Source organism: Rothia sp. 27098_8_161 (assembly GCF_041432905.1).
Lineage (GTDB): Bacteria > Actinomycetota > Actinomycetes > Actinomycetales > Micrococcaceae > Rothia.
The window spans coordinates 38183-56885 of sequence record NZ_JAPWAL010000005.1; the positions used below are offsets into that span (position 1 = coordinate 38183).

At 62.4% G+C, this 18703-nt stretch carries 12 protein-coding genes; 3 read left to right on the forward strand and 9 right to left on the reverse strand.

Annotated elements, in window-relative coordinates; all coding sequences use genetic code 11:
* Positions 1 to 132: 132 nt before the first annotated feature.
* Positions 133 to 3411, reverse strand: a complete 3279-nt coding sequence (locus O3648_RS03105) for a chromosome segregation SMC family protein (protein WP_371568477.1) — start codon at positions 3409 to 3411, stop codon at positions 133 to 135.
* A gap of 318 nt (positions 3412 to 3729) precedes the next feature.
* Between O3648_RS03105 and O3648_RS03110 the strand changes: the two genes are divergently transcribed.
* From O3648_RS03110 to O3648_RS03120, 3 genes are all read left to right on the forward strand, one after another.
* A complete protein-coding gene (locus tag O3648_RS03110) occupies positions 3730 to 4785 on the forward strand; it encodes a 3-oxoacyl-ACP synthase III (RefSeq protein ID WP_371568369.1) in 1056 nt (351 codons plus the stop codon).
* Positions 4786 to 4872: 87 nt separating this feature from the next.
* The gene (locus O3648_RS03115) at positions 4873 to 7878 is read left to right on the forward strand and encodes an alpha/beta fold hydrolase (RefSeq protein ID WP_371568371.1); all 3006 of its coding nucleotides are present in this window, start codon (positions 4873 to 4875) and stop codon (positions 7876 to 7878) included.
* A 35-nt stretch (positions 7879 to 7913) separates the two neighbouring features.
* Entirely contained in the window at positions 7914 to 9170 is a 1257-nt protein-coding gene (locus tag O3648_RS03120; protein WP_279789006.1) for an NAD(P)-dependent oxidoreductase, read from the forward strand.
* 159 nt (positions 9171 to 9329) lie between these two features.
* Here the strand turns inward: O3648_RS03120 and mutM are convergent, their stop codons facing one another.
* The 8 genes from mutM to O3648_RS03160 form a co-directional block, all read right to left on the reverse strand.
* Positions 9330 to 10385, reverse strand: coding sequence for a bifunctional DNA-formamidopyrimidine glycosylase/DNA-(apurinic or apyrimidinic site) lyase (gene mutM, locus O3648_RS03125; RefSeq protein WP_371568373.1), 1056 nt, complete (start codon positions 10383 to 10385; stop codon positions 9330 to 9332).
* Between the two features lie 76 nt (positions 10386 to 10461).
* Entirely contained in the window at positions 10462 to 11151 is a 690-nt protein-coding gene (gene rnc, locus O3648_RS03130) for a ribonuclease III (RefSeq protein ID WP_371568375.1), read from the reverse strand.
* Between the two features lie 16 nt (positions 11152 to 11167).
* On the reverse strand, positions 11168 to 11371 hold the full coding sequence (rpmF, locus tag O3648_RS03135; protein WP_005505656.1) for a 50S ribosomal protein L32: 204 nt from the start codon (positions 11369 to 11371) through the stop codon (positions 11168 to 11170).
* A 30-nt stretch (positions 11372 to 11401) separates the two neighbouring features.
* Entirely contained in the window at positions 11402 to 12010 is a 609-nt protein-coding gene (locus tag O3648_RS03140) for a DUF177 domain-containing protein (protein ID WP_348539273.1), read from the reverse strand.
* Positions 12011 to 12214: 204 nt separating this feature from the next.
* Positions 12215 to 12691 carry a pantetheine-phosphate adenylyltransferase gene (gene coaD / locus O3648_RS03145; protein WP_371568377.1) on the reverse strand — a complete coding sequence of 159 codons (477 nt, stop codon included), beginning with the start codon at positions 12689 to 12691 and terminating at the stop codon, positions 12215 to 12217.
* 132 nt (positions 12692 to 12823) lie between these two features.
* Positions 12824 to 13483: a 16S rRNA (guanine(966)-N(2))-methyltransferase RsmD gene (gene rsmD, locus O3648_RS03150; protein WP_371568380.1), complete on the reverse strand. Its 660-nt coding sequence runs from the start codon at positions 13481 to 13483 to the stop codon at positions 12824 to 12826.
* Positions 13484 to 13593: 110 nt separating this feature from the next.
* The gene (locus O3648_RS03155) at positions 13594 to 17304 is read right to left on the reverse strand and encodes a helicase-related protein (protein WP_371568383.1); all 3711 of its coding nucleotides are present in this window, start codon (positions 17302 to 17304) and stop codon (positions 13594 to 13596) included.
* Positions 17301 to 18608 (reverse strand): Dak phosphatase, encoded by a 1308-nt coding sequence (locus O3648_RS03160; protein WP_371568385.1) that lies wholly within the window; start codon positions 18606 to 18608, stop codon positions 17301 to 17303. The genes O3648_RS03155 and O3648_RS03160 overlap by 4 nt, the downstream gene beginning before the upstream one ends.
* Positions 18609 to 18703: the final 95 nt, after the last annotated feature.

Sequence of the window (18703 nt, forward strand, 5' to 3'; positions counted from 1 at the left end):
CCGGGGTGGGTGCGCTCGAGGGTATGTGAGGCTCACCTGGGAAGATTTCAACGCTACGCAAGCGAGGGTAGGCAGGGGTGTGCGGCAAGAGCGCACAGGTTAAGGGGTGCATAGTTTGAGGGGCGCGTCGAGCTACAGCAGCTCGCGCAGCTCCTCCATCTGCTGAGAAAGCACCGTCGATACGCCACCGCGCATCGATACCCCGTACAGGGTCTCCGCAATCTGCATCGTGCGCTTCTGATGCGTAATCACAATCAGCTGCGAACGCTCCCCCAACTCCCCAACCACCTGCAGCAGGCGCGACAGGTTGCGGTCATCCAGCGCCGCCTCAACCTCATCGAGGGCGTAGAACGGCGAAGGGCGAGACATATAAATCGCAATCAACAGCGCCAGCGAAGCGAGCGAACGCTCACCGCCAGACAGCAGCGACAGGCGCTTAACCTTTTTACCCGCCGGGCGCGCGTGAATCTCCACACCCGAATTCAACGGATCGGACGGATCGTCCAGCTCCAGGTGGCCCTCGCCTCCCGGGAATAGGGTCTCAAAGATACGGCGGTAGTGGGTATTAATGTCCTCCATCGCGGCGGTGAACACATCCGCAATGTGGCTGCTGACCTCATCCATGACCGTGTTCAGGTCACGGCGGGTAGCCTTCAAATCCTCAATCTGCTGGTTCAGGTAGGCGTGGCGTTCAGACAACGCCTCATACTCCTCCAGCGCCAGCGGGTTAATGGCACCCAGCGCCTCCAATTCGGCGCGGGTTGCCTTGAGGCGAGCGCGGACGCTCTCGGTGGAGGCTTCGGTAGTCTCTGATGCCGTTCCGGTAGCAGTGTTTTCGGAATCCGCGTTTTTGGACATCTCCTGAACGGGCGCGTCAACCGGCAGCTGCTCGGAGTACTCCTCCTCCAGCTGCTCCAGGGTCAAACCGGTCACCAGGCGGGCACGCTCAGCCAGAGCCTGCACACGCTCCTGCACGCGCGCCGCCTCCGTCTGGGTGCGCGCCAGCAGGGTCAGTGCCGCCGCGTGTGCCCCTTGCAAATCCTGCACCTCGTCATTGGTGCTGGTCAAGCCCTCCTGGGCGTTCTTGAAGTCGGTGCTCAACTCGTGCAGCTGCTGCTCACGCTCGCTTACCTGCTCGGCAAGTACCTCACTCAGACGCTGGGCGCGGCACTCAATTGTCGCCGCGGGAGCCTGCTCCCCCGTGCCCGCCAGGTAGGAATCCTCGCGGGTGCGCGCCGACTCGTAGGCGGTACGCGCCTGCGCCACGGATTCCTCTGCGGCGGTTAGGCGCTCGTTCAGGCGGGCGCGCTCGTTCTGAATGTTCTGCGCGGATGCTTCCAGGGACTCTGCCTGGGCGCGGGCACGCGCATGCTCAGCACTCGCCACGCCCGCTGCCTTCGCAGCCTCGCGTTCTACTTCAACCGCTGCCTCTGCCGCGGCCTGAGCCTTCTGAACGGTCTGCTCGGTTTCATCCAGTTCGGCGCGGGTGTGGGTCACGACCTGGGATGCAGCGCGGTATGCGGCGGCAAGTTCCAGGGGGCTGGCGCCATCAGCCGGGTAGAGCAGGCTGTAGCGGGTGTGCTCGGTGCCTGCGGGGTCAAAAATACGCCAGATAGTGCGCTGACCTGCGCTCTCTGCGAGCAGATGCAGGGCGTACTCTGCGGAGGCGGCATCCGGCGCAAACAGCACGCCCGCCAGGCGCTCGCCCAGCGCCGCGGTGATGCGAGTGAGGGTATGCTTGTCGATGCCTGCGAGCGCGGCGGCGTCTTCGCTGAGCGGCTTAATCATCTCGGTTGCGGGGCGGATACCCAGCTCATGCAGCTCGGCGGCGCAGGATTCGGGCAGTTCTGTTGAAAGTTCCTTCGCGGCAGATTCGCCGCTTTCTTCACCCTTATTACCGCGCAGCTGCGATACCTCGGCGCCCTCAACCGGCACGCTCAACGCCGCGGTTGCCAGCGAGGTCAGTGCCGCAGATGCCGCGCGCGCATACTCGGGGTTAATCTGCACGGCATCCAGCACACGCAGCAGGCTCGCGCCCTCGCTCGCAGAATCCATGAGCTCACCAGTCTCAGGGTCGAACACCGCCTCGGCAGATTCAGTGCCCAGCTCGGCGGGTACTTCCCCCAGGCTCTGACCCAGCGCCTCACGCAGAGTTGCTGCACGCTCAGCCGCCGCCGCGTAGGCGCGGGTCGCCTCCACCGCAGCGGCGCGGGCGGTATCGAGCTGAGCCTGCGCGCGGGCACGAGACTGCGCTGCCTCACCCGAGACACGCTCAGTCTGCGCCACCTCAGATGCCGCCTTCTCAACGTTCTTCAGTGCCGCATCGTAGCGCTCTTCAAAGCTAGAGTAGATTTCAACTGCGCGTTCTGCCTCTTCGCGGCGTTCCTCCAGCAGTTCCAGGGTACGTTCGTATCCGGCGCGGGCGGAGGCGGTTGCCTCGGTCAGCTCCACGCGGTAGGTGCGCACACGTTCGGCGGCGATGGACTGCACGGTGCGCACGCGCGCGGCGGACTCGCGCAGGGTCGACACGGCCTTCTGGCAAGCGGTGACCTCAGCGTTCAGACGGTTCTGCTCCTGCTGATGCTTCGCGGATGCGGCACGCGCCGCCTCCAGCTGTTCTTTCAGGGTTTCGGTGCGACGGGTACCTTCAGACTCGGAGGCGAGAGCCTGCGCTTGCTCAGCCTGCAGAACACCCAGCTGACGCGCCAAAAGTACCGCCTCCAGCTGGCGGATGCGCGCCTGCAGCTGACGCGCGGTCGCGGCGGATTCCGCTTGCTCGCTCAGCGGCTGCAGCTGCGAATCCAGCTCGGCCACCAGGTCGCTCAGGCGGGTAACGTTCGATGCCACAGACTCCAGCTTGCGGCTGGTCTTCTCCTGGCGGCGGCGGTACTTGACCACGCCTGCCGCCTGCTCAATCATGTCGCGGCGCTGCTGGGCGGTAGCGTGCAGAACCGCATCCAGCTGCCCCTGCCCGACGAGCACGTGCATCTGCTGACCCAGACCCGCCTCCGAGAGCAGGTCCTGAATATCGGCAAGACGCGCCGGGGAACCGTTAATCTCGTACTCGCTGCCACCTGAGCGGAACATGGTGCGCGAAATCTGCACCCGGTCAGCGGGAATGCTGAGGGTGCCGTCGGAATTATCGAAAGTCAGGGTGACTTTGGCCCGACCCAGGGGCGCACGCTGGGCCCCGTCGCCCGAACCAGCCTCGCCGGAGCCCGCGAAAATGACGTCCTTCATGCTGCCGCCACGTAGGCTCTTAGCGCCCTGCTCTCCCATCACCCAGGCGAGCGCATCCAACACATTGGACTTACCGGAGCCGTTGGGTCCGACCACCGCGTTAATGCCGGAGGTGAACTCAAAAGTGGTAGCGGAGGCGAAAGACTTGAACCCGCGCAGGGTCAGCGACATCAGGTGCACAAGGGGCCTTTCTGCAAAAGAACTGGTGTGTGCCAGGCACGTTTTGTGGTGCGTGGCGGCATCCCTCTAGTGTACGCGGTGCGGCAGGCGGGCGGCGTTAGCGTGCACCGGGTGATGGGGAGTCAAAGTTCGTCATTGTGCATCATCTTACGCGCGGGGTGAACGGGGGCGTCCATATTGGGTCTACGGATACGGGTCCGCTCGACCGGTGCGGTATGTTGGAATGAGCATCGCGAATTCTGCGGGAGCGCAGTGCGTATCCCCGCCGTCTTTGTATACCACTGACATCTATTTTCAAGGGCCACACCATTGTTGAATGCACCCGCCGAGAAGGTCGGCACGAACTCTGACATTCGTCACGCTAATGCAGCTCTGCTGTCCATTACTCATGAGCTGCCTCCGGAGGTCGTCACAAGCGACTACTTCGATGAGCAGCTGGCCCAAACCTATCAGCGTCTGCGCATGCCGAAGGGCCTGCTGGAGCGTCTTGCAGGTATTAGCACTCGCCGCGGCTGGACCGAGGGCCAGACCTTCGAGGACGGCGTGGTTGCCGCAGCCGAGAAGGCTATTGCGGAGGCGGGTATTGACCGTTCCCAGATTGGCCTGCTGATTAACGCTTCGGTGACTCGCGATAACTTTGAGCCCGCCGTTTCGGTGGGTGTGCATGACCGCTTGGAGCTGCCGCGTCACGCCCTGAACTTCGATATTACGAACGCCTGCCTGGGCTTTGTGAACGCGATGACTGTTGCCTCCACCATGATTGATGCGGGTGCTATCGACTACGCCCTGATTGTCGCTGGCGAGGATCCCTCCCCGTGGCACCGTACCGCGGTGCGCATTCTGAACAACCCTGATTCGACCCGCGAGGATGTGCTGGCACAGTTCGCGACCCTGACCCTCGGTTCGGGCGCGGCGGCGGCTGTGATCGGTCGCGCTGACCGCCACCCGGAGGGTCACCGCATTGTCGGTTCGGTATCCCGTGCGGGCACTGAGCATCGTAACCTGTGCATCGGTGGCGAGGCGGATCAGGGCATGAACACTGATGCTGAGGGCCTGCTCAAGCACGGTCTGGAGCTGGTGGCGCAGGCCTGGGAGCAAGCGCATCAGGACGGCTGGGAGTGGAACGACATGACCTCCTACGTGACCCACCAGATTTCTAACGCCCACACGAACGCGATTATTGAGGCGGTCGGTATTGAGCGTGAGCGCATCCCCATGACCTTCCCGAAGTGGGGCAATGTGGCTGCGGCAGCTCTGCCGATGACTCTTGCGGAGTGCGCCCCGACCTACAAGGGGGGCGACCGTATTTTGTGCATGGGTGTGGGTTCTGGTCTGAACACTGCCCTACTTGAAATTCAGTGGTAGCCCGTTAGTCGGCAACCTTTAGCCGGCAGCCCCTTAACCTTTGTGCGGTAGACATTTACCGATTCGATCCGGAAGGATTCCCCCAGCATGCGCCATTTGAACTTCCCTAAGGCTCAGCCTCCCTACAACCCGGAGGAATGGGCGGGCGTGAACCCGCGCTACTCCCACCTTCTGGAGGTGCCCACCACCGCTCCCATTGAGCAGCGGGCGCAGCAGGCTGGTGCGCGCCGCTGGCACTACCTAGATAACCTTCCGGTGCTGGTCGAGCAGGGTTTGGAGCCGATTGGCACTATCCTCTGTGTGCACGGGAACCCGACCTGGTCGTACCTGTGGCGTACCGTGCTGGATGCGGGTGTGAATGAGCGCGCTCCGTGGCGTGTGGTTGCGGTTGATCAGATTGATATGGGTTATTCGGAGCGAACCCACCTGGATTTGGAGGGTGAGCGCCGTACCCTGACCGACCGTATCGCTGACCTGGGTGATTTCACGAAGGCGCTGGGTCTGGATGAGACCAACAAGCCGGTCGTGATTCTCGCCCATGATTGGGGTGGGCTGGTGTCCTTTGGTTGGGCGCTGGAGCATCGTGAGATTCTTTCGGGCGTGATGCTGACGAACACCGCGGTCTACCATGACGGCATTGAGAATATCCCTGCCGCCCTACGTCTGGCGTTGGGTGTGCACGAGTGGGGTACTCACGATTCGACCGCGTTTATTGATGTGACTTTGGGCTTGGCTCAGAATGAGGGTCGCCTGCCTGTGCCGGGTTCTGCCGGTGCCGGGGCGCTTGATGGTGCTCTACCGCAGCCGGTAGGTAAGCAGCCTAAGCGCCTGTACCCGAGCCCTCTGAACGAGGCGATATACCGTACATACCGTGCGCCGTACGCTCATTCGGCGTGGCGTGAGGGTGTGCGTAATTTTGTGGGTGATATTCCGACCGGTACTGATATCCCCTCCTATGCTCCGATGCAGCATATTGCCGAGCAGATCCGTGAGCTGGATGTGCCCGCGTTCTTCCAGTGGGGGACGAAGGACCCGGTGTTCCAGCGCCGCTACCTGTTCGATCTGATGGAGCGCATGCCGCAGGCGAAGGTGCACCGTTACGAGAAGGCGTCGCACCTGGTCATTGAGGATTACGATATTGCCACCCCCATGATTTCGTGGCTTGCGCAAACCTTTGGCACGCTGGAGGATGGCGTATTGGTTCCGGCGCGTAATGCGGAGGCGGAGCATCGTGCCGCACGCGCACGCCGCCACGGCCTTACGACCGGCGAGGGCGCTGCCGCTGAGGAATCTGAGGGTACTGTTCCCGCGGCGTTCCGCCCCATGCTCGCCGCTCTCACCGAACGCGCCGACGATGCCTCCATCGCCGTGGTGGATATGGACCCCAAGGGTGACGGCACCTCCGTGTCTGTGACCCTGACCTGGACTGAACTGAACCAGCAGGTCAACGCCACCGCTACCCGCCTGCACGCCCTGGGTGTGCGTCCGGGCGACCGCGTGAACCTGATGGTGCCTCCGGGTGCCCGTCTGACCACTCTGATTTACGCTTGCATGAAGCTGGGCGCTGTCATTGTGGTGGCTGATACCGGTCTGGGTCTGCCGGGTCTGACTCGCGCGTTGAAGGGTGCTAACCCGGGCTTCCTGGTGGGTATTCCCGCTGCGCTCAGTGCTGCACGTACGCTGCTGTGGCCGGGTGTGCGTATTTCTGTGGATCCGCTGGGTCCGGTGCAGGAGAAGCTACTAGGCGTTGCCGGTTCGGTATTTACCGCGCCCGCCGCTGACGGTACTCCGGGTGCGCCAGTGCCCACCCCGACCGTGGTGGAGTTCCCCTCCCCCGTGCCGGATGCTGATGCAGCGGTGCTGTACACCTCCGGTTCGACCGGCCCGGCTAAGGGCGTGGTGTACACGCAGCGTCAGCTGGCGGGTATGCGTGATGCCATTGCGAATACGTACGGTTTTGCGCCCGGTAGCGGTCTGGTGGCTGGCTTCGCGCCTTTTGCTCTGTTGGGCCCGGCGCTGGGTGCTACCAGCGTGACTCCTACGATGGATGTGACCCGCCCGAAGACTCTGACGGCTTCTGCACTGGCGTCGGCTGCGGCGGCTATTGATGCGACGGTCGTGTTCGCTTCCCCTGCCGCTCTGGTGAATGTTGTGGCAACCGCCGATGAGCTGAACGGGGAGCAGCGTGCGGCATTGGCTAAGGTTCAGACCGTGCTGAGTGCTGGCGCACCAATTCCCATGCCGCTGCTGGAGGCGCTCTTCGCCCTGGTGCCGAACGCTTCCCTGCACACCCCGTACGGCATGACCGAGGGCCTGCCGGTGACCGATGTGTCTTTCGAGATGATTCGCCAGGCGATTGCTGAGGGCACCCCGAATGCTGCCGGTGAGGTGCTTGACCCGTTCGCCCGTGACGGCGTATGCGTTGGGTTTGCGGTGTACGGTGCGGCGGTCGCTATTGCGCCGCTGCTGCAGGACGGTTCGGTGGCGGATGAGCTGACCCATGAGCCGGGTGTGACCGGTGAGATTCTGGTGTCGGCACCGCATGTGAAGGACCGCTACGACACCCTGTGGGTGACTGAGGAGCAGTCCATTAGCACTCCGGGTTGGCATCATACCGGTGACGTTGGACACCTGGACGCTTCGGGTCGCCTGTGGGTTGAAGGCCGTCTCGCGCACGTACTGCTGACTTCGCAGGGTGTACTGACCCCGGTTGCGGCTGAGCAGTCCGCCGAGTCCCTGCCGGAGGTGCGCCGCGCCGCCCTGGTTGCGGTGGGCCCTGCCGGTACTGCCGCCCCGGTGCTGGTCATTGAGGCTTCGGCGAATACTGCCGCTTTGGAGGCACGCCAGTCGGCATCGGGTCTCAAGCGTGCCCTGCTCAATCGCGTGCCTGGCACCAACCGCTTCCCCGTTGTAGAGGGTGTGGCTCCCTTCGAGCTGTCGCAGCTGGTGCGTCAGAAGGTTGCCGAGGATACCGGTGTGGAGCTTGCCGCGGTGCTGGTGGTGCACGAGCATCCGACCGATATTCGCCATAATTCGAAGATTGACCGCCCCGCCCTGGGTGAGTGGGCGTCGAAGGTTCTTGCGGGGGCGTAAGCGCCTGCCGGATCCCCCTAAGTCTAAGGAGTATGATGTCCCCTCATTCTTCGCGTGAGTCCTCTTCCCATGAGTCTGTACCCCGCTTATCTGTACCCCGCTTATCTGAACCGCGCCTGTCGACCTCGCATGCGGTGACTTCCCCGACGGCTCGGTTCCGTAAGCCGGCGCAGCCGCTGGCGGCACGCTACACTGATCCCGCCCCGCGTTCGCTACGCCCAATTGAGGAGCCTGATTTTGCGCCGCGTATTGGCGAGCGCATCCTCTTTACCGGTGCGAGCGGCCTGCTAGGTCGTGAGAGTGTGTTGGCGTTGTTGCGTGCCGGCTATGATGTGCGCGTTTTTCAGCGTGGTGATTCGGGTATTGCGGCTCTGTTGCCCGATTCGGTGCGCCCGCGTTTTGAGCAGGTGCGCGGCGATATTACGAACGCGCAGGCTGTGGATCTGGCGATGACCGGTATGAACGGCGTGGTGCATGCTGCGGCGAAGGTTTCGGTCAGCGGCGAGTGGTCTGATTATGAGCGCATCAACATTGAGGGAACCCGCACCCTGTTGCAGGCGGCACTGAACCATTCGGTGGGTTCGTTCCTGTATATTTCCTCGCCGTCGGTGGCTCATGCCGGTGCGGCAATCGTGGGTGATGGTGCCGGCGTAGCGTCCCCGGAGCATGCGCGCGGTAACTATGCGCGTTCAAAGGCTGCCGCTGAGCTGCTGGCGTTGGAGGCGAACGGCACTGCCCTGCCCGACGGCGGGGTGTTGCGCGTGGGTGCGTTGCGTCCTCACCTGATGTGGGGTCCGGGCGACACCCAGCTGGTGGAGCGTATTCTGGAGCGTTCCGCCGCGGGCCGCCTGCCGTTGCTCTCTGGCGGTACGGGGCTGATTGATACGCTCTACATTGATAACGCCGCGGATGCGCTGGTGCATGGCTATCAGCGCATCGACGCTTTTGCGGGTCGGGCGCTGGTGGTGACGAACGGTCAGCCGCGCACTATCGCTGAGCTACTGGGTGGTTTCTGTGAGGCGGTCGGCGTTCCCGCTCCGCGTTTCTCGGTTCCAGCGAAGGTTGCGGCTCTGGCGGGTAAGGTTATTGAGCGTGTGTGGGAGCGTCTGCCGAAGAACGTGACCGCCGGTGATGAGCCGCCGATGACGGAGTTCCTTGCGGAGCAGCTGTCGACCGCGCACTGGTTTGATCAGCGCCGCACCCGCGAGCTTCTGCATTGGGAGCCCGCCGTGTCGATTGAGGAAGGCTATGAGCGTCTGGGCTTATTCTACGGCAACAAGTACAGCCGCTAAGTGCTTCTTTTCGGGGTGGCTTTCGGGTTGGCTCCCCCACTCTCGGTTTAAATGAATGAGGTTTAAGCGAATGACGGCGTAGCTACATCCCCCATATGGGAGAAACGTAGCTACGCCGTCATATGCATAACTAGCGTGAGTTTGTGCCTACCGTAAGCCTTATCGAGAGCCCTCAACTTGTCGAGAGCGCGGTGCCCGCTGGCAGTGCGGGCAACGGTAGGACGAACGGTTCTGGAACGGTTCGCGCACTATCAGGGATGTGCGGCCCGCCTCCGCGCAACGGTGGCAAGGCTCCCCGGCACGGCCGTAGGCGTTCAGCGAGCGCGCAAAGTAGCCAGACTCCCCCAGCACATTCACGTACAGGGCGTCGAAGCTTGTGCCGCCAGCCGCCAAGGACTCGCGCAGCACCTGGGTGACAGCCTCCAGCAGTTCGCGGGTTTGAGTGGCGCTGAGGGTGCGTGCGGGCTTCGCATAGTGCAACCGCGCACGCCACAGCGCCTCATCGGCGTAGATATTGCCTACGCCAGAGATGACCGACTGGTCCAGCAGCACCTTCTTAATCCCGCTGGAGGTACGCAGGAACTTGCGACGCACCGCCGCGGGGTCGAAGAATTCGTCCAGCGGGTCGCGGGCAATGTGCTTGACTGCTTCCGGCACCAGAAAACGCTCAGATACTTCACCCGCCGCAGCTTCATTCACTGCTACCACCGCGGGTACGTCCGGTACCATCGGGCTGAGGAACATACCACCGAAGATGCGCTGATCCACGAAAAGCAAGCGCTGCCCGGTACATGCCCGGTTGGTGCTCACCGCATCGCCGGTGGCTCCCGCCGGTCCTAGCTCTAGCGCCACGCGCAGGTGCCGCGGCTGCTCATCAAAGGCCGCACGCGCCTGCAAATCATTACCCGAGTCACTGCCCAAATCTCTGCCCGGTTCATCGCGCACAAGCAGCTGACCGCTCATGCCCAGATGCACCACGAGTGCCTCGTCGGCAAGTGTGCCGTCCGCCTCGCTCAGGGTCAGCCACAGGTACTTGCCGCGGCGGTAGGCACCGCGCAGCACCCTGCCGGTCAGTGCCGCCTCAAAGTGGGCGGGACCGGTCAGGTGTCTGCGCAGCGAACGGGCATCGACCACGCGCACCGCCCGCACGGGGCGACCCAAGGAATGATTGGCGATGCCCGCGCGAACGGTTTCTACCTCGGGTAGTTCGGGCATGATTTACTCCCCTCAACAGGATTGCAGGATCAAGAGCCCCGCAGAGTTAGCAGACCTGCAGGATGATTGAACGAGCCTAAACCAGAACGCGGTACGCCTGCTCAGCGGCAAGGCGCTCTGCTTCCTTCTTGCTCGGACCCACACCGGTACCGGTCTGCTGGTTCGCCACAATAGCGACCGCAGTGTACACGCGCGCGTGGTCGGGGCCCTCACCGGTGACCTCATAGCACACGTCTCCCCAACCGCGGGCGGTGGCGAGGTTCAGCAGCTCGGTCTTCCAGTCTCGTCCAGAGTTCAGGACCTTCTCATCATCGAGCAGCGGGGCGATCAGGCGTAGCACCAGGTCACGAGCCGCCTCGCGACCGCACTCCAGGTAGGTCAGGCCGAAAATCGCTTCCATGGTGTCGGCAAGGATCGAGTCCTTATCGGCGCCGCCGGTGTGAATCTCGCCCTTACCGAGCAGGATGTACCGACCCAGATCCAGGTCGCGTGCCACCTTCGCCAACGCCACAGTAGACACCACCACGTGGTGCAGCTTCACGAGCTCTCCCTCGGGCAGGTCGGGGTAGCGTCGGTACACTTCTTCAGCAATTGCCAGGGAAAGCACCGAATCGCCCAGGAACTCCAGACGCTCATTATGCTCCACTCCGGGGTTCTCGAAGGCGTAGGAGCGGTGGGTTAGGGATAGCAAAAACGTCTCGGCGTCGATATCGACCCCGAGACGTTTACGCAACTCCCTAGTATCAACACTAGGAAATTCAAACATAAGGATTCACCGCTTCTTAGGCGTCTGCAACCTTACGGCCCTTGTACTCCAGGAACAGGGCGTTGCCTGCAGCGTCGGTTACAACCTTTGCCTGGTGGGGCAGGCTGTAGGTCACGCGACCATTTTCAACGGTCTTAACCAGCTGGGGCACGGATGCCTTCCACTGGGAACGGCGTGCGCGGGTGTTAGCGCGGGACATCTTGCGCTTGGGAACAGCCACAGCTATCTCACAATCTCTAGTAACAACAATTTAGTTTTCGGTATCTGCGCCGAGCAGGCCCTGTAGAGCCGACCAGCGCGGATCCAACACCTCGTGATGATGCCCGGGGTCATCCTCCAGGCGCGCACCGCAATCAGCGCACAGACCCTGGCAGGTATCCCTACAAACAGGCTGGAACGGCAGTTGAAGGATTACTGCGTCCCGCAGAGCCGGTTCAAGGTCGATGGAATCATCCTCAACGGCGTACTGCTCATCTACTTCGTCTTCGGGGCCGCCAGCCGGGGCCTTCTCAAAGACGAAAAGCTCTTGAATATTGGCCGACATCTCATAATCAATCGGATCCAAGCAAAGGCTACACTCGCCGTGTACATCCACAACAACGGAGCCGGTTACTAGGATACCATCAACAACAGACTCCATACGAATATCGAGGTCAATATCCGAACCCTCTTCCACGCCGATGAGCGTGTTACCCAGGTCTGCCGGTGCGGGCAGAACCTCAGCGAGAGTTTCCATGGCGCCGGGGCGGTGAATCAGGTTAGTGACTGATACAACCAGCGGCGATGCGTCTGCACGTGAAATGGCGTTTCTCCTTACGAAATGTATAAACCAAAGTCCCATTTTAGGGGTCATTCGCACCGTTAATCAAGATTAAGCGCCTTTTAAATCTCTTTAAGTGGCGCTCACCTCTTAAAAATCCTCTTAAGGAGACACCGCGCGGCACTTAACCAGCCGGTCGGGGCCATTCCAGAGGTAATTAGCGTCCGACCGGCTACAGTTTGCTGTGCCGTGTGCGTATCTGGCGTATCGGAGACGGGTGCGCATCCGGGTTGCCCGGGTTGATTAGGCGTTTTTCAACGCGCGGGCGACCGCCTCCGGCACGAAGGCAGTCACATCACCACCCAACGACGCCACCTCACGAATAATCGTGGACGACACCGCACCGTAGCGGTCCTCACCGGCCAAGAACACCGTCTCAACCTGCGCCAAGTGGCGGTTCATACTCGCCATCGGAGCCTCATAGCTGTAATCCGTCGCCGAACGCAGACCCTTCACCAGAACCTTCGCACCACGCTCCGCCGCGTACTCGGCAAGCAGCACGCCCGGCGGAATCGGCTCCACGCCCACACCCTCAATGCCGAGCTCCCGCAAAGACTCACGCACCAGCTGCACGCGCTTCTCCAGGGAGAAACGGTACTTCTTGGAGCTATTGTGCGCCACGCCCACGATCACCTCGTCAAAGAGCTGAGCGGCGCGGGCAATGATTTCCAGGTGGCCGTGGTGCACGGGGTCAAAAGATCCGGGGCAGAGGGCAATCATGGCGGTTCCTTCACGAATAAATATCAGACGTTGGAATGACTAGATGCGGGCGAATTTAGGATGCGGGATAGCGTCATGCGGGCGAGCGCAGGCTGAGGCGGAAAGATTGATCGGTGAGATGAGACAGAAATCTTAGGCAGCGATCTCTTCAGCGTCCTCACCAGATTCGTTGCCGAACTCGTCGCCCGCTTGCTCCTCCACCTCGTCAGGCTCCACATAGTAGAGAACTGTCTCGCCGTGCTGACGGGTCGAAAAACAGTACAGGCCCTCGCCCCACACCGGCTCCGGATCGCGCGAAGAACGCTCCACCACGACCACGGCACCCTCGGCAAGCTTAGAGGTGAGTTCCTCCAGCAGCTCGCTGACCTGCTCATTTGGCACGGCGTAGGGCGGGTCAACAAACACCAGATCCCACGGACCGGAGACGGACTTCACGTAGGTCAGCGCCTGAGACTGCTGCACGTGTGCCACAGAACCGGTAGCGTCAGAAGGACCAGAGCCGGTGCACCCCATTGCCTTCTCCACCGCGGCAAGGTTCTTGCGAATCACCGCAACAGCCTTCGGGTACGTATCCAGCAGAGTCACGGAGGCTGCACCGCGCGAGAGCGCCTCGCAGCCAAGCGCACCCGAACCGCCAAAGGCGTCCAGCACACGGGCGCCACGAATAATGTCGTAGCTCTCTAGTTTGGAGAAGAGGGATTCCTTCACCCGATCGGTGGTGGGGCGAGTATTATCCCCCGGAACCGAGGTAAGGCGAACACCTCCGGCGGCACCGGAAATAATACGGCTCATAGGGATTCTCCTCTTAACTAGTGCGGTGTGTTAACGTCACGGTTTCGGTGGGTTATGGTCAAAGCAAGTTGGTGGGCGGGGCTGGCAGAGCGTTCTGCCCCGTTGAGCGCTTATCCCCTGCCGAGGAACGCCTCACGGTCAGCGTCCAGGGCACGGTCAATCGTACGCGCCAAAGACGGATGCTTAGCCAGCGTCGGATCCTTCTCCACCACCGAGCGGGCATCCTCGCGGGCACACTCAATAATGTCAGCATCGGCAAGTGCCCGCAAGAAGCGCAGAGTGCTCTTTGAGCCCGATTGTGCAGCACCCAGAATATCACCCTCGCGGCGCTGCGCCAGGTCGATACGAGAGAGCTCAAAGCCGTCCGTGGTGGAGGCAACCGCATCCAGGCGCTCGCGGGACACGCCACCTGCCTCCTGGCGGGTAACCAGCAGGCAGGTGCCCGCGTAGCCGCCGCGGCCCACACGACCGCGCAACTGGTGTAGGCCCGAGATGCCAAAGCGGTCGGCGTCCATGATAATCATGAGCGTAGCGTTCGGAACGTTCACGCCCACCTCAATGACGGTGGTGCTGATGAGCAGGTCAATTTCACCGCGTTCGAAAGCGGTCATGACGGCCGTCTTCTCCGCCGGGTCCATGCGTCCATGCAGGGTGCCGATACGCACACCGATGAGGGCGTCCTCAGCGCTCAGGTACGAGTACATTGAGGCGACCGAGGTCAGCTGAACCTTGCCGTCGCTGCTGGCATTACCACCCTGACCGAAATAGCCCTGGGCTGAGTTGCCCGTGCCTGTTCCCGCACCATTCAGGCTGGATGCGCCAAAGAACGCGGCACCTTCCTCCAGGCTGTCGCCGTCCTCCCCAATTTTGGGTACGACAACATACACCTGGTGGCCCGCGTCGATTTCTTCGCGGGCACGCCTCCACAGCCGGGATGCCCAGGCAGGCTTCTCGGCGAGGGGCACCACATGGGTTGAGATTTTCTGGCGACCGGCGGGCAGGGTGTCGAGCACGGACACATCCAGATCACCGAACACGGTCATGGCGACGGTACGCGGAATGGGCGTTGCGGTCATGACTAGGCGGTGCGGCAGAGCGCCGTCAGTGCCGCGCAGACCGTCGCGTTGCTCCACACCAAAGCGGTGCTGCTCGTCCACGACGACCAGACCCAAATCGTGGAAGCGCACCTCATCGGAAAGCAGGGCGTGGGTGCCAATCACAATCTGGGCGGCGCCGGCGGCGAGCTCCTGCAGTACCTTGCGCTTAGCGCGGGTACCCATGGAGGCGGTCAGCAGGCGCACACGCACACGGCGGGGTTTCTCCCCGCTCCTCCAGGGAGTTTCATCGGCAGAACCGGCGGCTGAATCGTCAGTATCAGAGTCTTCGGACGCCGCCATATCCCCCAGGATGTCTAGTACCGAACGCAAATGCTGCTCAGCGAGCACCTCGGTCGGGGCCAGCATCGCGGACTGGCCGCCCGCATCAGCAACCTGCAGCATGGCACGCAGAGCCACCACGGTCTTGCCGGAACCCACATCACCCTGTAGCAGGCGGTTCATGGGCGATTCGCTCGACAGATCGGCGGCAATCTCAGCGCCTACCTTCTGCTGCCCCTCAGTCAGCTCGTAGGGCAGAACCTGAAGCAGCTGATCGGCGAGTCCACCCTCCACGGTGGGGCGCGGCTGAGTCAGGTGCGCGGCACGCACCGAATGCAGGCGGGCAAGCGCACTCTGCAGCACGAATGCCTCGCGGTAACGCATCTGCGCCTGCGCGGCACGCCAGGTGTCCTCCGATTCGGGGGTATGCAGGGCGCGATACGTCCACTCCAGCGAGTGCACCTTGCGGGCGCGACGAATCGTGTAGGGTACCGGGTCTTCGAGTTCTTTGAGCGGCACCTTTTCGAGCAGCTGCGCCATGTAGCCGCTGATGCGGTCGGTGGGTAGCTTCACTGGGGCGCGGTAGACGGGCACGGGGGCGGTGGCGGCGTCGGTGACGTCCGCGCCGGAGGCGTCCTTCGATAGCAGGGCGTAGTGCGGGTTGGTGAGGGTGTATTCGCCGCGGTAGATGCCGACCCTGCCGGAGAACATCATGGTTTCGCCCTCACGGATTTCACGGGCGGCAGTCCAGGCGTTGAAGAAGGAGAGCTTGATCTGCGAGCCGATGAGCGCGCCGGGGTTCGTCATGCTAGGTGCAGGCACGCCAAAGAGGCCTCCCTGTGCAAAACTATCCTGTGCAAAACTATCCTGTGCAAAACTATCCTGTGCGAAGCTATCCTGACCGTAGCTGTCTGCGTAACCGCTGTAGGAGGCGGGTTGCACTCCCCTGCCCTGTATCGGGTTCTGGGCGCTGGGAATCTGGGCGGCTGGGTTCTGCGTGGAGTTAGCGAGCGCGTTGATACGCGGGTTGTGCATCCCGGTTGCTTGCCAGTTCTGCGCGGGCGCACCGGATACTCTGGATACGCCGGATGCACCGGGGCGGTTAGCGCGCCCGGGCACCACGGATACAGGACCGCCAGCCCCAAAATTAGCGGCACCAAAACCTGCGGGTGCATCCTGCCCGGTGGCGTCGGAAAGCCGGTCAGTGATGGTCACTTCCGTGATTTTGCCGCGGCGCGCCGCCATATTTCGGGTGCTCACGTGCACCACGCGGGCGATGATGGTGACGTCTTGGCCCTCAACGAGTTTTGCGAAGGAGCTGAGCTCACCGCGCGGCAGGTACTTGCGAGGGAAGTAATCGAGCATCTCCCCGACGGTGTGCAGGTCCAGGTGCGTGGAGATTGTCTTGGCGCTGGGCGCGGGTAGGTACTTTTTGAGCGGCGCATTTTCGATGCGGTCTTCGGAGGCGTAGCGCGCCAGGGCACGGCTCTTAGCCTCCGCGGTAGCTGATGCGGGCTTCTCAGCCACAACCTTCTCAGTAGTTGCCTTCTTCGTCGAAGCTTTCTGGGCGGGGGGTTTCTGTGCAGGCGTTACCTTCTTGGATGCGGTTTTCGGCGCTGCGGTTTTCGGCTTTGCCGGGATTTTCGATGCCGAGGCTTTAGAAGCGGGAGCTTTCTCCGCGGGCGCAGTCTTCTTCGCTACAGCCTTTTTAGGTGCAGGCTTTTTGGTCGCGGACTTTTCAACTTCTACCTCGGGCGCGCTCTTCTTCGGCGCAGGCTTCTGCTCGGCCTCTTCGCTCGCTTTCGTTATCTTCTGCGGGCGCGCCGAAGTAGCCCGGGCGGCAGTTTCGCTCTGCTGCGGGTTGGGGTCGTTCTGAGCTAGTTCCTTCTGTGCAAGTTCCTTCTGAACTGCTTTCTTCTGAGCTGGCTTCTTCTGAGCTGGCTTCTTCCGGGCGGGCGCTTTCCGGGCAGGTTCCTTCGGTTGCTGTTCATCCGGCTGAGTTGCCTGCCGCGCCGCAAACGCAATATCAACCAGCTCGTAGATAGCGTCGTCGGTCATGGTGTGCGCTGCGGGGCCCAGCGAATGCTTGAGCGTCTTGAGCGCCTTACGGTAGGGGGCACTGGCGCGCTGCGCGGCGCGTTTGCTCAGCTCAGCGCGGCTCACCTCGCCTCGGGCGTAGGCGGCAAGATCACGCACGGTCAGCTCGGCGGTGGTGCGGAGCTGCTCATCGCTCAGTAGCGGCGCGTCTTTTTTCCCATGATGAGCTCGGGTCGCAGAACCGGCACGGGTATGCTCGACACCCGCTGAATCTACGGGCTCACCCTGCGCTACTTCAACCTTCGCAGGTTTAGTATTTATCGGCTTAGTTTTTTCGGGCGCAGGCTCAGGAAGCCCCAAGTCCAGGGCTTCCTGCTGCGGGTTCACGGAACGTCGGGCGGGGCTCATACGCCGCCCTCCGCACCGCACGCGTGGTCGGTGTGGTGACCATCCGCGAGGGAAGAAATACGCTCATCCGACCACTGACCGTAGCCCATAATCAGCTCGCGGGCGGGGTCGATGTCGGGCACATGCACGTGCAGTGTCCAGAGCCCAGCCGCCATGTCCAGGGGCGTAATAAGCAGGCTGTCACCCATGGCTTCAAGTTCAGGGCGCAGCTGCGCCAGGGCCAGAGGTTCGCAGCTCAGTGTACCCATGAGCTCCCAGCCGCTCTGCCCCACCTGTTCTGTGTGCTCAGCAGATTCAGAGCCCGTTCGCACCGCATCTACTGCAGAAGGCGCACGGAGCATGGACTCCACCTGCGCCTCGTTCAGGGTTGCTCCCTCCCAGCGCGGGTTGGAGTGCACCACGGCAAGGTAGAACCCGAGCGCACCGGCATCCACGAAACCGGCAAGCTCTGGCGAGGGCGGAAACTGCGCGGTACGTTCCAGGGTGGCACACATCAGCACACGTCGACGCTCTTTCAGCGCCTCGTCAGCGGCTTCTGCGTCCTGTAATGCATCGTAGTGTGCGTCCAGGCGGGCGAGCTCCACCATAACCGACAGCATTGTGGAGGGCACCATCTGCTCCCCCACGCTGGCGCGAATCCGCTCCGCCGCGAACGCCATCGCGCGTGCTTCCGCGTGGGCGTACTCCAACTTCACCTCACGGTGCTTCGGCAAGCAGCCGCTAGCAATAACGCGCTCGTAGTCTGCCTCCAGGGCTCGCACGAGCGGCAACTCATCGGCTGCGTCACCGAGCTCCCGAGCAAGGTTTCCAGGCAGGAACCAGTAGCTGCGCACTGCCTCCAGCGCCCAGGCACAGAGCAGAGTCCCCGAGTTGCCGCGCGCCACGCGGGATGCGCGCATAATCGCGTGCTCGTAGATACCGCCCAGCTGAATCCACAGGTCGGCGAGGGTTTCGGCTTCGGAGGCACCCGCCGACTCGGGCACGCACGCACCCTCCCCGCCAGGAATTTCGTTAGCTGGCAGAACCTCACCGGACAGAACCTCACTAGGAAGAATTTCACTGGGCAGAACCTGCTCCATACCCCACTCAAACTCTTCAGTCAGGGTCAGCAGGGTGTGGGCGATATTGGAGCCGGTGTCCTTATCGGGCACGGGGAACCCATTGAGTTCATTGAGCGCCTCACGGTAGCGTTCGATGGTGGTGCGGGCGGCGGTGGACCACGCTATACCGAAGCGGTAGGCGCGCACGCAGGCGCGGCGGTAGATCTCGCGCTCTTCGGTGCGCTGGTTCTGTTCTGCGTTCACGCTACCCTCCCTATCAGTTTCACCTGGTTCTCGGCTGATTTCTCAACTAGTTCTCGGCTAGTTCCTGACTGATTTCTCAGCGTCCGCGGCACGGG

Coding starts and splice junctions, on each gene's coding strand:
- mutM (WP_371568373.1), bottom strand. CDS start 10,385: ATGCCCGAACTACCCGAGGTAGAAACCGTTCGCGCGGGCATCGCCAAT.
- rsmD (WP_371568380.1), bottom strand. CDS start 13,483: ATGAGCCGTATTATTTCCGGTGCCGCCGGAGGTGTTCGCCTTACCTCG.
- coaD (WP_371568377.1), bottom strand. CDS start 12,691: ATGATTGCCCTCTGCCCCGGATCTTTTGACCCCGTGCACCACGGCCAC.
- O3648_RS03115 (WP_371568371.1), top strand. CDS start 4,873: ATGCGCCATTTGAACTTCCCTAAGGCTCAGCCTCCCTACAACCCGGAG.
- O3648_RS03105 (WP_371568477.1), bottom strand. CDS start 3,411: ATGTCGCTGACCCTGCGCGGGTTCAAGTCTTTCGCCTCCGCTACCACT.
- rnc (WP_371568375.1), bottom strand. CDS start 11,151: ATGTTTGAATTTCCTAGTGTTGATACTAGGGAGTTGCGTAAACGTCTC.
- O3648_RS03120 (WP_279789006.1), top strand. CDS start 7,914: ATGTCCCCTCATTCTTCGCGTGAGTCCTCTTCCCATGAGTCTGTACCC.
- O3648_RS03155 (WP_371568383.1), bottom strand. CDS start 17,304: ATGAGCCCCGCCCGACGTTCCGTGAACCCGCAGCAGGAAGCCCTGGAC.